General features: G+C 65.2%; 12 protein-coding genes. 7 read left to right on the forward strand and 5 right to left on the reverse strand.

The genetic code is table 11. The features are described 5' to 3' along the window. The first annotated feature begins 14 nt into the window (after nucleotides 1-14). Entirely contained in the window at nucleotides 15-1,022 is a 1,008-nt protein-coding gene (locus HBF26_RS15760; protein ID WP_167128592.1) for a substrate-binding domain-containing protein, read from the forward strand. Here the strand turns inward: HBF26_RS15760 and HBF26_RS15765 are convergent. Continuing rightward, on the reverse strand, nucleotides 1,019-2,599 hold the full coding sequence (locus HBF26_RS15765; RefSeq protein WP_167128595.1) for a Gfo/Idh/MocA family protein: 1,581 nt from the start codon (nucleotides 2,597-2,599) through the stop codon (nucleotides 1,019-1,021). The two genes, HBF26_RS15760 and HBF26_RS15765, sit on opposite strands and share 4 nt — an antisense overlap. 98 nt (nucleotides 2,600-2,697) lie before the next feature. Next, nucleotides 2,698-3,807, reverse strand: coding sequence for a glycosyltransferase family 9 protein (locus tag HBF26_RS15770; RefSeq protein ID WP_167128598.1), 1,110 nt, complete (start codon nucleotides 3,805-3,807; stop codon nucleotides 2,698-2,700). Nucleotides 3,808-4,001: 194 nt separating this feature from the next. Between HBF26_RS15770 and HBF26_RS15775 the strand changes: the two genes are divergently transcribed. Continuing rightward, nucleotides 4,002-6,170 (forward strand): alpha-N-acetylglucosaminidase, encoded by a 2,169-nt coding sequence (locus tag HBF26_RS15775; RefSeq protein WP_205287655.1) that lies wholly within the window; start codon nucleotides 4,002-4,004, stop codon nucleotides 6,168-6,170. Nucleotides 6,171-6,173: 3 nt separating this feature from the next. Here HBF26_RS15775 and HBF26_RS15780 read toward each other — a convergent pair whose 3' ends face one another. Further along, a complete protein-coding gene (locus HBF26_RS15780) occupies nucleotides 6,174-7,412 on the reverse strand; it encodes a cation:proton antiporter (RefSeq protein WP_167128601.1) in 1,239 nt (412 codons plus the stop codon). Continuing rightward, the gene (locus HBF26_RS15785) at nucleotides 7,405-8,712 is read right to left on the reverse strand and encodes a DUF2254 domain-containing protein (RefSeq protein ID WP_205287656.1); all 1,308 of its coding nucleotides are present in this window, start codon (nucleotides 8,710-8,712) and stop codon (nucleotides 7,405-7,407) included. Before HBF26_RS15785 ends, HBF26_RS15780 begins: the two co-directional genes overlap by 8 nt. A 186-nt stretch (nucleotides 8,713-8,898) precedes the next feature. On the opposite strand from HBF26_RS15785, the gene HBF26_RS19910 reads away from it, so the two are divergent. From HBF26_RS19910 to HBF26_RS15800, 3 genes are all read left to right on the forward strand, one after another. Further along, nucleotides 8,899-10,008, forward strand: coding sequence for a mechanosensitive ion channel domain-containing protein (locus tag HBF26_RS19910; protein WP_205287657.1), 1,110 nt, complete (start codon nucleotides 8,899-8,901; stop codon nucleotides 10,006-10,008). A 119-nt stretch (nucleotides 10,009-10,127) separates the two neighbouring features. Then, a complete protein-coding gene (locus HBF26_RS15795; protein ID WP_205287658.1) occupies nucleotides 10,128-10,709 on the forward strand; it encodes a DUF4396 domain-containing protein in 582 nt (193 codons plus the stop codon). Between the two features lie 194 nt (nucleotides 10,710-10,903). Next, the gene (locus HBF26_RS15800; protein ID WP_167128610.1) at nucleotides 10,904-11,638 is read left to right on the forward strand and encodes an alpha/beta fold hydrolase; all 735 of its coding nucleotides are present in this window, start codon (nucleotides 10,904-10,906) and stop codon (nucleotides 11,636-11,638) included. A gap of 7 nt (nucleotides 11,639-11,645) precedes the next feature. Here HBF26_RS15800 and HBF26_RS15805 read toward each other — a convergent pair whose 3' ends face one another. Beyond that, complete coding sequence (locus HBF26_RS15805) at nucleotides 11,646-12,146, reverse strand: OsmC family protein (protein WP_167128613.1); 501 nt, start codon at nucleotides 12,144-12,146, stop codon at nucleotides 11,646-11,648. A gap of 185 nt (nucleotides 12,147-12,331) precedes the next feature. Here HBF26_RS15805 and HBF26_RS15810 point away from each other — a divergent pair, with 185 nt between their 5' ends. After that, nucleotides 12,332-13,222: an ATP-binding protein gene (locus tag HBF26_RS15810; protein ID WP_167128616.1), complete on the forward strand. Its 891-nt coding sequence runs from the start codon at nucleotides 12,332-12,334 to the stop codon at nucleotides 13,220-13,222. 50 nt (nucleotides 13,223-13,272) lie between these two features. After that, entirely contained in the window at nucleotides 13,273-14,142 is an 870-nt protein-coding gene (locus HBF26_RS15815; protein ID WP_167128619.1) for a hypothetical protein, read from the forward strand. The last annotated feature ends 14 nt before the right edge of the window (nucleotides 14,143-14,156 follow it).

Consider the following 14,156-nt stretch of genomic DNA (forward strand, 5'->3'; position numbering starts at 1 on the left):
CGCAGCCCGTACGCGTGCGCACGGTCAAGGAAATTGCCGCCATCGCAAATGTTTCGGTGGCAACTGTTTCGCGGGCACTGCAACGCCCCGAGGTTGTCAGCGAGGAAACGCGCCGGCGCATCCATGAGGTTGTGAAGCGTCTGGGCTACACGCCGAACGCCATGGCGCGCAATCTGCGTACGGCACGAACGCGCCTCGTGGTCGCCCTGCTCCCCGACATTGCCAATCCGTTCTTTTCGGAGGTCATCCGCGGCATCGAGCAGGTCGCTTACGAGAACGGGTATTCCGTGCTGCTGGGCGAAACGCAGAGCAGCCTCGTGCGCGAACAGTCGTATGCCGACATGGTCGCAGCCCGCCAGGCGGACGGCATCATCACCATGTTCCATCGCGTGCCGCCGATTCCCGTGGAAGGCCGGCTACCGGTCGTCAACGCGTGCGAATACGTGAAGGACAGCAGCATTTCGAGCGTCTACGTGGACAACGTCGCGGCCGCCAGCGCCGCCGTCGATTACCTTGTGACCCTTGGGCATCGCGACATCGCCTTCGTGGCCGGCCCCGCCACGAGCCCGATCTGCGTCGACCGCGAGCAGGGCTATCGGCTCGCATTGCAGCGGGCGGACATCCCCGCCAATCCCGCGCTCGTCGCCGTGGGCGACTTTTCCATCGAAGCCGGCGAGCGCGCGGTCGAGCTGCTGCTCTCGCAAGGCCAGTCGTTCAGCGCGGTGTTCTGCTCCAACGACGAAATGGCCATCGGCGCGATGCGCGCCCTGCTCTCCCGCGGGCTGCGCATCCCCGAAGACGTGTCGGTCGTCGGTTTCGACGACATCCGCTTTTCCCGCTACACCTCGCCCGCATTGACCACCGTCTCGCAGCCGAAGACCGCGCTGGGACGCGAAGCCATGACGATGCTGATCGAGATACTCAACGATCCGGAGGTACCGCCGCGCAAGCGGGTGCTGTCCGCCGAACTGGTGGTACGCGGGTCGACCGGGCCCCGCGGACGGGGCCCGGGCGCGCGCTAGAGCGTCCACCCCGCGCGATAGTCGCGGCGCAGGAACTGGTTGGCGTCCGCCAGGTTGGTGATGCGCATGTTCTGAGCGTCGTACTCGATCCTGTGGCCCGCGCGCAGCGCCACCACGCCCAGCAGCATGATCTCGGTCAGCTGCGCGGCATAGGAGAACGGAGAGGATGCCTCTGCTTTCCCCTTGCAGGCATCCACCCAGTTCATCTCGTGCGAGGTCTTGATACGCGCGTACTTCTGCGGAGGCGTGCCCACGGAATCGTGCAGCGATTGCGGCAGCAGTCGGGGGTTGTCGCCGTACGTCTCGTGGATCAGCTTGCCCTTCGTGCCGACGTAGAGGACACCGCCGTCCTTCATCTGGCCGGCGCCCATCGCCTCCAACCCGGGCGGCAGCAACGCGCCGTCGTACCAGGTGAGCCGCACCGGCGGCATGCTGCCACGCGCGGGGAAGTCGAAATAGGTCATCGTCGCCATGGGGTACGACTCGTTGTTGAACGGTGTCGAGACCGTCTCCACGGACGTCGGAAGACCCAGGTTGAGCGACCAGAACGGCGAATCGATGAGGTGAGCACCCATGTCGCCGATGGCGCCCACGCCCCAATCCACCCACCCGCGCCAGTTGAACGGGTGATACAGCGGGTGGTATTCGATCACCGGACCGGGGCCGAGGAAGAGATCCCACTCCAGACCCTGCGGTTTCGGATAGTTGCCGGCCATCGCGTTGGCGAGGCGGGCCATCACCGCGTCCATGTCCCAGCTCGTGGCAGCCGGCTGCTGCACGGGCCGGGGACGCGGAATGCCCTGCGGCCAGTAAGCCAGCGGACGGTTGGTCCAGGCGTGCACTTCGCGCACTTCGCCGATGGCACCGGCCGCGATGTATTCGTTGATCAGCCGCGCGTCGTCCGTGGAGTGCCCCTGGTTGCCCATCTGCGTGACGACACGGGGATTTTCCTTGGCCTTCCTGGCGAGTTCGCGGGCTTCGTGGATCGACCACGTGAGCGGCTTCTGCACGTACACGTGCTTGCCGAGGCTCATCGCCGTGCTGGCGATGGTCGCGTGCAGGTGATCGGGCGTGGCGATCACCACCGCGTCGATGTCCTTCTGCTGCTCGAGCATCCGGCGAAAGTCGGTGTGGCGCTTGATCGAGCCGTACTTGCGGGAAAGCAGCTTCGTCAGCTCGATCTTTTCCTGCAGCTTCTTCCGCTCCGCCGGCGTCTGCGCACGTGCGAGACGGGCCTGTGTCTCGCCCAGGCCGGCGAACATCTTCTGGAAGGATCGATCCGTGTAGCCCCAGTCCACGTCGCAAAGGGCAACGATGTTCTCGCCGGCCAGCGCGAGCATGTTCTGCCCGCCCATGCCGCCGACACCGATGCCCGCGATGTTCAAGCGGTCGCTGGGGGCGGTAAAGCCCGTGCCGCCGAGCACGTGACGGGGCACGATCATCAGCCCCGTGGCGGCGAGCGCCGTGCCTGCGATGAAGTTCCGGCGGGAGAGCTTGACGCCCGCCTCCCCGTCTGCGGCGGTCGCCCCGGAAGCGGGACCCAGGTTCTGATTCTCGATCTTCGATTTGTCCGACATATGCGCTGCGATCTCCGTCTGGCTATCAGGAAGCGGTCGGGACGAAGCCCCGGATCCCCTAAGGAAGCCCGAGTTCTTAGCGCAGATTGCAGACAGATTCAAATGCGAGCGTGCTTGCTCATGCGTGCGAGATGCGTGGCAACCCGGCGTGCAGCGAGTCGCGGGCACCCTTCTTCGCAGACGATAGCTGCGTTATCGCCGCCATACGGACCATAACGCACAGGGTCGGTGGGGCCGAACAGGCCGACGGTCGTTGCCCGCGTTCCCGCGGCCAGATGCATGACGCCGCAATCCGCGCTGATGTAGGTACCCGCGGCTTCGATGAAGGCCGCCAGCTTGCGTGGATCGCTGGTGTAGTAGGTAGGATAACCGCCGCCGAGTCGCGACATGCCGTCGGCGGACACGAGTTCGATCACGCATGCCTCGCCGTGGAGGGCCACGAGCTCCGTCGTGAAGTCGTGCCACCAGTTCGTGTCCAGCAGCTTCGATCCCGTGGCATTGGGAAAGATGGCGACGACGGGCAGGTGTCGCTCATTCACCCCCCGCAACACACGCGCCAGCGCGTCCTGTCCCGCGCGTCGCTCCTGCTCCGTCAGGCGAATATCCAGCGACGGGACATCGATTTCCGCCGCAACGCCGAGCGCCCAGCGCAAGGCCTGAACCGGCCGGGCCGCCAGGTGCCTCACCTGCCCGTGGGTCGGCATGTCGTCGGTGCGAAGCTGGAGCCGCGCATTCGCCAGCGCACCGGCCACACGTCCGGAGGAAGACCCGGCAGCGGCGTCGATCACCAGATCGTATCGGCGGGCCCGCAACTTGCGCAGCGCACGAAACGTCGCCAGGGGACGGCGCACCGCGCGGCGATCGAGCGTCGTGCAATCGCCGACGATGTCGAAGCCGCGGAACAGAGTCGCCGCGGCCGGTCCGGCCGAGAGCAGATCCACTTCCGCACCGGGGAAGCGCCGCTCGATCTCGACCAGCAGCGCCGTGAGCAGCACGGTGTTGCCCAGCCGGTGATTGGGACGGCACACCAGGATGCGCTGGATCCGCTCCGACGCGAGGCCACCGGCGCCGACGATATTTGCCGGTGCCGGAAGCAAATGGCCCGCCATCCACGCCGCGATGCGCCGGCGCCACGTTGCGAGGCCGCCGTGCAACGGCTTGCGGGCCGGTTCGGCGGCCGACGGGGAAGGCAAAGACGCACTACGCATGACGTGCACCGGCAGGAAAGTGAGAGCACGGTGCCAGAGCAAGCTTACGTACACCTGTGGGAATTGTGACGCCGGGATTTCCGTTCAGCGGCCGATGCGGTTACGTTTGGCGGTTTAGACGCACGTTCGTCCACGCGCCACCATAGGGGTCAAGCCAGATGCATCGAGATACGCCATCCGCACGCATGCACGGCATGCGTCGCGTTCTCATTCAGGCCATGCTGGGCCTCTCGCTCGCCTGCGGCGGCGTACAGCCGCCCGCGCTTGCCAGCACGCCGCCGCAAGGCGCCGTGGATGCGGTCTTTGACGTGGCGCCCGCGCGTGCCGCGCTCGAAAGGTTGGTAGGCAAGGCCCATGCCGACCAGGTTCGTCTGCGCGCGGTGGCCAGGGGGCAGGCCGATCGCTTCCGCATCCTGGGAGAAGACGGCCATCTGGTCATCGAGGGCACCAGCCCCGCCACGCTCCTCGCCGGTTTCGGCTGGTACCTGGAGTACGTGGTGCACGCGAACATCTCGCTGGCCGGCGATCAACTGGATATTCCCCGAACGTTCCCGCTGCCCGCATCGCCCATCGCGCACGAAGCGAACGGTGCCAACCGGTTCGCGCTGAACGATGTCGACGAGGGCTACACCGAGCCTTATGCCGACTGGGACTACTGGCAGCACAAGATCGACGTGCTGGCGCTGCGCGGTATCAATCAGGTGCTCGTCTACCAGGGCCAGGAGAAGGTTTACGAGGCCACCTTCCAACGCTTCGGTTACACCCGCGACGACATGCTCGCGTGGATCCCCCAAGCGGCGCACCAGCCTTGGTGGTTGCTGCAGAACCTGTGCTGCTCGCCGACACCCATCTCGCAAGGCATCGTCGACCGGCGAGCGGACCTCGCGCGGAAGATGGCGGACCGCCTGCGACAGCTGGGCATGGTTCCCGTCTTTCCCGGGTTCTACGGCACGGTGCCGCCGGACTTCGCGAAGCGCAACGCGGGAGCGCACGTCGTTCCCACCGGCGAATGGGACGGCTACAAGCGGCCTGACTGGCTCGATCCGACCGATCCCGTGTTCGCCAGGGTCGCCGCCGAGTTCTACCGCACCCAGACGGCCATGTTCGGCGACAGCCACATGTACAAGATGGATCCGCTGCACGAGGGCATCGAGGGTGCCGACCACGGCAGCATCGACCTCGTCGCGGCCACCCGCGGCATCCAGTCGGCGCTCGATCGCGCCCACCCCGGCGCCATCTGGGTGCTTCTGGGATGGGAAACCAATCCGCTGCCGCCGATCGTGAAGGGCCTGGACAAAGCGCATGCGCTGGTCGTGGACGGTGAATCCGAAGCCGTGCCGGCCGACACGGACAGGGAAACCGAGTGGGCGGGCACACCCTATACGTTCGGCACCATCTGGAACTTTGGCGGGCATACGAACATCGGCGCCAACCTCTCCGTATGGAACGAGCGGTTCTGGCAATGGAAGAAGAAGGCCGGCAGCCGGATGAATGGCGTGGCCCTGATGCCGGAAGCCAGCGACAACAACCCGGCGGCGACTGCGTTCTTCACCGAGCTTGCATGGCGAACGGAACCTGTGGATATCGACGAGTGGTTCCGGCAATGGGCCTGGCGCCGATACGGCGGTGCCGCGCCGGATCCGCACGCCGTCGCGGCGTGGCACATCCTGCAGCGATCGGCCTATAACCTCCCGGCCACATGGGACAGCAAGTACCAGACAGGCTACTTCGAGCTTACCCCTAGCCTTTATGCGCACACGCTGCCCCTGGACTACGATCCGGTGGAAATCGAACGTGCCCTCGCCGAACTGGTGCAGGTTGCGCCGGCACTTCGGCAGAGCACCGCGTACCGTCATGACCTCACCGACCTCACGCGACAGGCGCTGGCGGTACGTAGCCGCGTCATGCTGCCGGAGATCAACGCGGCCTTCGAAGCGCGCGATGTGGCCCGCTTCGATCGGCTCACCGGCGATTGGCTCCGCTCGATGAAGCAGCTGGACGCCGTGCTCGGCACGAACCGGCATTTCATGCTGGGACCGTGGCTCGCCCGTGCGAAGGCCTATGCGACCAGCCCCGCCGAATGGTCCGCGATCAATTACGACGCACGCTCGCTCATCACCATCTGGGGCCGTCCGGACGTCGCCGATTACGCCCGCCGCGAATGGCAGGGCCTCGTGGGCGATTATTACTACGCGCGCTGGCAGCGTTACTTCGACTCGCTGAGGACGGCACTGCGCACCGGCAACAAGGTGGAGAAGATCGACTGGTACGCGTTCGGGGAGACGTGGGCGCACGAGGAGAAGGCCTACCCCACGGAGCCGAGCGGCGACATCCATGCGCTGGCCGAGCAGGTGCTGCGATGAAACCTATTCCTTCGCGCATACCTTGCGAGCGACTCGACCGACCGTCAGGCCCTGGATGAGCACGGAGAACACGACCACGCCGTAGGTCAGCCCCAGCACGATGTCCCTTCCTTCGCCGGGGGTGAGGGAGAAGGCGAGCGCGACGGAAATGCCGCCGCGCAGTCCTCCCCACGTCAGAACGCGCCACGACCCCTTCGGCAGGCGGAACAGCTTCGACAGTGCGGCGACCGGGAGGCCCACGGTCGCGACGCGCGCAAGCAAGGTGACCGCCACAGCGCATACCATCGCCGCCAACAGGGATGCGGAGAACGCGATGGCGAGCACCTCCATCCCGATCAGGACGAAAAGCACGGCATTGAGGATTTCGTCGACCAGCTCCCAGAACATGTCGATGTAGCGGCGGGTTGTATCGGACATGGCCTCCGCGCGGCCGCCGTTTCCCACCATCAGCCCGACCACGACCATGGCCAGCGGACCGGACACATGCAGGTGGGTGGCAAGGGCATAGCCGCCCATGACGGCGGCAAGGGTCAGCAGCACCTCGACCTGGTATTGATCGATGCTCTTGAGCAACCAGAAGGTGGCCCATCCCAGCACGAGACCGAACGCCAGCCCGCCACCCGCCTCCTGCAGAAGCAGCAAGCCGGCCTGGCCCGTGCTCGGCACAACGCCACTGGCCGCCACGCCGGCCAGCAGCGAGAACAGCACCACACCCACGCCGTCGTTGAACAGGGACTCGCCGGCAATGACGAGTTCGAGCGACTTGGGCGCGCCGATCGACTTCAGGATACCCATGACCGAGATCGGATCCGTCGGGGAAATGAGGGCCCCGAATAGCAGGCAGTGGATCAGCGGAAGCGACAGCCCGGCAAACGGAAGCACCCACCAGAGAACGACGCCCACCACGATGGTCGAAAGGCATGTACCGACGATGGCCAAAGCGGCGATCTGCCATCGATACGCCCTGAGCGTGCTGAGGTCGACATGCAACGCGCCCGCGAACAGGAGGAGCGACAGCATGCCCTGCATCAACACGTCGGAGAAGTCGATCGATTTCAGCAGGGATTCTTCGCGAGCTTTTATCCCATGATCGATGCCGAGCGCGTGCAGCCCCACGACGGCCAGCGAAATGAGAAGCGCGATGGCCATCACGCCGATCGTGGACGGCAACCGGAGAAAGCGATGGTTCACGTACGCCAGGAGCGCCGTCACCACGAGGAAAAGGGCCGCGATATCAAACATCCCTGTCGAGCCCGAGCAGTGCGGACGACAACGGCGACCGTGCCGCCATGGCGTTGCGAATCGTTCCGAAGCGGTGGATGCGACCCCGCACTTCGGCCGCGTCGAAGGTGTTCCCTATCGTTCTCTCCACATCCAGAGCCACCTGCTCGATGTGCCGGCCGAGCACCGCATGCCGCGTTCTATCCGGCTCCGTTGCCAGCACGACGGTCAATACGTCCACGAGCTTGATGAGCACCGCCGCGTTGCCGGCGGCATTCTGGCGAATCATGTGGAACATAACGTCGCACAGGCTTTCGTAGGACACATTCGGCACCCAGAGCGACACCTTGCCGGCGGGAGCATGCACACCGTTCGGAAGGGTTTTCCCAGCCAGGGTGCACAACGCGGCACCGAGCCTGTCGAGGACACTCATGGCGGTGTGCGGGTCGTTGATGCCTGGGGACAGCGCACGCACCGCCACCTCGACCAGCTGGCGCACGGTCTGCTCGGCATCGCCCCGGCTGCCACGGGATGCACCCAGCGCGGTGGCCCTCCGAATCGCGCCGTCGGCATCCTCGACAGGCACTGTGAGTACCGCCACAGGCATACCGGGTGAAATGTAGTCTCCCCGACGCACGAGCAGGCGTATCGACGTTCCCTGCTCGGCGGCCCAGTGCGCCAGATCGTCCTCTTCCAGCTGCTGGACGTAACCACGCCTGTCATCGACGACGATGGCTCCCTCCCGCCACGCGCCAAGGTCCGGCGGATCGAGGTTGTCGCCTTCGACGACAAGTGCGTCGAAAGCCTCGGCAACGTCGTCACTCACCAGATCGATGACAGTGTCCACATTGATGCGGCTTGCCATGTGTCCGACGAAATAGACGAGCGTCGCCACGCATCCAAAGGCGAGCAACATGCCGAACGACAGTGCCAGGTGCGGCGTGAAGGCCCCCTCCTGTTGTGTGCGAACACTGCGGAGCACGGTGAGGGCATAGGAGAACGTGCCGAGGAACGCGCCTAGCGAGAACTGGTTGCCGCGGTCGCGGGTGAAATTGCGGAGCAGCCGTGGGCCCATCTGCCCGGCGGCCAGCGACAGCGCCGCGATGGTGATCGAAAACACCGTGCCCGCCACACCGATGGTGGACGACGCGATGGCTCCGAGCAGCGTGCGGGCCCCGGTTCCCCCACCGTTATAGAGCCACGATGAGCCCATGACGGACACGGGCAGCCATCCGCCGCGGTCGATGGCAAGAAGCGCGAACGCAGTGGCCACGCCGGTGACGACCATAATCGCCGGCAACAGCCAGAACGATTCGGTCATTCTGCCCACCCATTGCTTTACGAGTGCCTTCATGTCATCCCCAATGCATGCGGGAACTGTAGGGCGGCGCCGAACGATATGCCACTGCCGGCGAGTTTTCCTCGAAGACCACATGACGTCGACAGGCAATGTGTCATCGTCGGTCGCTCCTTTGCCATCGTGCATCCCGCGCAGACAGGAGCCGTCGTGTTCGAATCCTTCCATAGCTGGGCACTCCACTACACCTTTCTCGGCGTTCCGGCGTGGCGCTGGCTGGTCGGCTCGGCCATTGCCGTGGTTGGCACGCTGCTCGTCCTGACCGCGTTGCGCCTGCTGGCCAGAATCTTTTCGCAGCCTCATACGCCCGCGATCCAGGCCCTGGGCGTCGCCGCCGCCCGCACGCGGTGGTGGCTTGTTTTCGGTGCCTTCCTGGCCCTTGGCGCGCAGGCCCTGGGTCTGTCGGACCGCACCAATCGCTACATCGGCCTCGTCGGCACGGTGGCCATTGCCGTGCAGATAGGGCTTTGGGCGAACAGTCTGGTTCGGTCATGGGCCACGACCTCCCTCGCGTCGGACCATGTTCGCGGACACAATCCCGTCGTACTTTCGATGATGAGCTGGTTCGCGCGCATCATGGTGTGGACTACCCTTCTCCTTGCGGCATTGAGCATCGCCGGTGTCAACATCACGGCCTTCGTCGCAAGTCTCGGCGTCGGCGGCGTGGCGGTGGCCCTTGCCTTGCAGAACATCCTCGGCGATCTCTTCGCATCGATGTCCATCGGACTCGACAAACCCTTCGAGATCGGGCAATTCGTCACGTTCGGCGACGTCGCGGGAACGATAGTGCACGTCGGCGTGAAAACGACCCGCATCCGCTCGATCACGGGCGAGGAAATCGTCATCGGCAACGCCGAGCTGCTCGGCAACACGCTCCACAACTACGCTCGCATGGAACAGCGGCGCATCGTGTTCACGTTCGGGGTCACTTATGACACCGATGCGTCGGCGCTGGCGGCCATCCCGGGCATGGTCAGAGACATATGCGACGGGACGGCCGACGTGAAAATCGACCGCGCGCACTTCAAGGGGTTCGGTGAGAGCTCGCTGGACTTCGAGGTGGTGTACTTCGTCACGACGCCCGATTACAACCGTTATATGGATGCCCAGCAGGCGATCAATCTAGCCATGGTGGAACGGTTCGCCGATCGGAATATCGCATTCGCCTTCCCGACGCGCACATTGGCCATGGCCTCGCCGCTCACCATTGCCAGGCCCCCGCGGGACCGCGCGGTCGCCGAACGCACGGCGCACGCCTGAGACTGGCGATACCTCACATGCCCGATTCGGCCTTCCAGTGGATCTGCGTCCTGAGCCTGGCACTGGGTGTCCTGTGTGCGGCGGGCCTGCTAATGCACTTAGTGAGGCATCCGCCTCACATGCGAATCATGATGGCGGTATGGCCCTTGTGCGCGCTCTTCGGGTCACTGGGCATCGTGTGGCTGTACGCGCGCTGGGGCCACCGCGGGGCCGACGAGGCGCCGCACTGGGTCACGGTGAGCAAGGGCACTCTCCATTGCGGCAGTGGCTGTACTCTCGGCGATCTGCTTGCCGAGTGCCTCGTGTTTTTGGCGCCGTCCGTGGCAATCGCATTCGGCTGGCACTGGTTATTCGCCGACCGCACCTTCGCCACTTGGGTGCTCGACTGCATCCTCGCGTTCGCCTTCGGCATTCTTTTCCAGTACTTCGCCATTGCGCCCATGCGCGGCCTTTCGGTGCGCGAGGGAATCAAGGCGGCTGTCAAGGCCGATACCGCGTCGCTCGCCGCATGGCAGGTCGGCATGTTCGCCGTCATGGCCATATTCCAGTTCGTGCTCTACCCCGCATGGCTGCACGAGCGGCCGGATGCTGCGAGTCCGGCGTTCTGGTTTGCCATGCAATGGGCCATGGTTGGCGGTTTCATCACGGCGTTCCCGGTGAACCACCTCCTCATCGTCAAGGGATTGAAGGAAGCGATGTAGCGCCGGCCAGAACTGGGACAAGGCTTGCGCTCCACCTACGGACGGTCTCGCGTCTCGTAAGGGGCGCGGCCAGCCATGCGATTGGTGCGCCACGCTCACGTCCATGGTTCCCATGGGGCGTCTAGTCCATAACGTCGATCTGACGGATCGTGTTCGGCCAAAGACCGTCTTCGACGAAGACGTTGGCCAGTGGCATGAACGGTATCCCAGTAAGCTCCCCACCCAAGCACAAGAGCACCATCGTCCTCGTGCACGGCGCCTGGACGAACGGCAGCGGTTGGCGGTCCGTCCATGATCGTCTGATCGAAAAAGGCTATTCCGTATCGGTGGTGCAGCAGCCTCTGACATCGTTCGAGGCTGACGTGGCGGCGGTGGCACGTGTCCTCGCCATGCAGGCAGGGCCTGTGGTGCTCGTCGGCCACTGCTATGGTGGAGCCGTCATCACGCGGGTCGGCAACGATCCGAAAGTGCGCGCGCTCGTCTACATCGCCGCGCATGCCCTCGAGGAGGGCGAGACGCCCCTCGGCAACGACAGGAAATTCGTGGACCCGGCGAGCCATGCAGGCATGGACGTGCGGACGACGCCCGATGGATTCCTGTATTTCGAGCCGTCGGCGTATATCGAGGATTACGCCGCGGACCTCGATTCCGCCACCGCGCATTTCCAGGCCCATGCGCAGGCACTTACGGCGCTCGGCGCATTCGCCGTACCGGCCACGCATCCGGCGTGGAAAGACAAGCCGAGCTGGTACATGGTCGCGGGCGCGGACCGGATCCTGAGCCCCGACCTCGAGCGCATGTACGGTCGTCGTGCGCGCAGCACCATGGTGGAGATTGCGGGGGCAAGCCACGCGGTACACCAGTCGCACCCGCAGGAAGTGGTGGCGTTGATCGAACAGGCCGCGGCGACCGCGGCCATAGCACCCTAGGAAACGCTCACGCGACCGCGGTTGGATCCACCTCTCGGCACGACTCGTCCATGGCCCTCGGGTGGGTGCGGTCGCATGGCCGGTCGTCGACGACCGGCACGGGCTGTGGCGCCACTCGCGTGACGATCTCCGCGCCGGCGTGCAGCGTCTTGCTGATCGGGCACGCTTCCGCAATGGCCAGCAGGCGGTCGCGCTGCGCCGGCGTGAGATCCCCCTCGACAAATACGTTGCGTTCGAAGATGTCACGAGCAGTGGCTTCGTCGCGCCGGTGCGTCACCGACGCCTGCACGCGGTCGACCGGAAGACCTTTTCGCCTGGCATACATGCGGATCGTCATGACCGTGCACGCGCCGAGGGCCGAGCTGAGCAGGTCGTAAGGCGTCGGTCCCGATGCCATACCACCCAGGTCGAGTGGCTCGTCGATCACGAACGACGGGCCCTGCCCGTGCGCCCTGACCTGGAAGAGACCTTCGCCCGTTTCTTCGACGATCACCGGATTGGACGTCATGACAGCGCTCCTTGGATACCTGCGCAGATTAACGCGTCCACGCACCGCGACACAGGGCTTCGCTTCACGGCGTGCCGTAGCGATTGTTGTCCCGAGGGCAACATGGCGGGCCTCCGCGGCGGCTTCCGGCCGGGCGCGCTCATGCCTAACCTTCGGGCATTGCATGCACGACGAGGAATGAGCCCGTGGGTCCCGGCCAGGCCAGCACCATCCGAAGACTTCGCGCCGCGCGCGAGGCGGCCCTGGACGCCTGCGCAGCCAGGGACCGATTCAACGCGATCGCAGCCCACGAGCTTCGGCAGCCCCTTGCTGCACTGACGATGCAGGCCGATCTGCTGCGTCGGCTCGGCACACAGCGTGGCGACGCACAGCTTCAGGAGCTCGGCGAAGACATGCGCTCGTCGCTGCACCGGCAGGCACGACTCGTCGAGGATCTGCTTGACGTCCATCGTGTGCGCACGGGAACACTACCTCTGAAGACCGCACGGGTGGACCTTGGGCCCCTCGTGTCGCGCGTGGCGGCAGCCATGGCGGCCACCGTGCCGACCGTGCGCTTGTGCCTGGATGTTCCCGCCGCCGGCGTGCTCTGCTGCCAGGCGGACCCTGTCCGGGTCGAGCAGATTGTCAGCAATCTCGTCGAAAACGCGCTGAAGTTTGCCGGTTCATGTGGAACGGTGGACGTTCGGGTCACCGAAAGCGATGGCCATGCGCACATCGTCGTTTCCGATACAGGCAGGGGCATTGCTCCTGGCCGCGGTGAAAGGTTGTTCGAGCTGTTCGCCCGCCAGCACGATGCAGACTTCGAAGACGGCTCGGGCATGGGCATCGGCCTGGCCGTGGTCCATGAGATTGCAAGGGCACACGGCGGACGGGCGCGGGTGCATTCGGCAGGCATAGGTCTGGGCGCCGAATTCGGCGTATGGCTGCCCCTGACGAGCCCGCAGCGCACCGATGGGCCTTCCCTGACGCACGGACTGGCGGCGGCAGCGAACCTGCTCGCGCCGACCGGCGCTGCGGCAAATGGGTGCTACCGGCCGAAGCAGCGCGGGATCGCCACGGTTCGTACAAGCTTGTGAGCCCAGGATCTGCTTACATGGCGGATAGCAGACAGCCGAGGGCGATACCGATGCAGAATATCCTTTTGCAGACCACGATCGAAGGCGACAGCGACGATTGGCACATCGGTCGCTTTCATCTTCTCAAGGCATTCCTGGAAAGCATCCGCGACGAGCATGGCGAGCCCGCATTTCGCGTCACTGCGCGCAACCGCGGACCGGTCGAACACGACGACGCTGTGTTGTCACGGCTCGACGAGTCGGACTACGGGCAGCTGTGGCTGTTCGCCGTCGACACGGGTAACGGCCTCACCAGCGAAGATTGCGCGGGCATCAGCCGCTTTCGCCGGAACGGCGGCGGCCTGCTCGTCACCCGCGACCACATGGATCTGGGCAGTTCCATCTGTAGCCTCGCCGGCGTGGGCGCCGCACACCATTTCCATTCCCGCAACCTCGACCCGGACACGAGCCGGCATTGCGTCGACGACACGATCACCACCGACATTTCCTGGCCCAATTACCACTCGGGCGCCAACGGCGATTATCAGAAGGTGGAAGCCGTCGGCGAGGTACATGCGGTCCTTCACGACCCGGAGTCGGCCGGTGGGGTCGTCGCCTTCCTTCCATCGCATCCGCACGAGGGCGCCGTCGGAGCACCACCCGACGATCCGACTGCACGAGTCATCCTGAAAGGACGCAGCCTTAGCACGCAAAGGGATTTCAACATCGCGGTGGCGTTCGAGCAGTCCGAAAGCGGCGGCCGTGCCATCGCGCAGTCCACCTTCCACCACTTCGCCGATTACAACTGGGACCCGTCCACGGGCTGTCCTTCGTTCGTCTCGGAAGCACCCGGAGACGGACTGCGGCAGTTCCCCGAGGCGCTCCGCGCCACGAAGCGCTACGTGCGGAATGTCGCCCAGTGGCTCACCGGCGGGACATGAGCACGAGGTACGAA

It is taken from the genome of Luteibacter jiangsuensis (assembly GCF_011742555.1).
Taxonomy (GTDB): domain Bacteria; phylum Pseudomonadota; class Gammaproteobacteria; order Xanthomonadales; family Rhodanobacteraceae; genus Luteibacter; species Luteibacter jiangsuensis.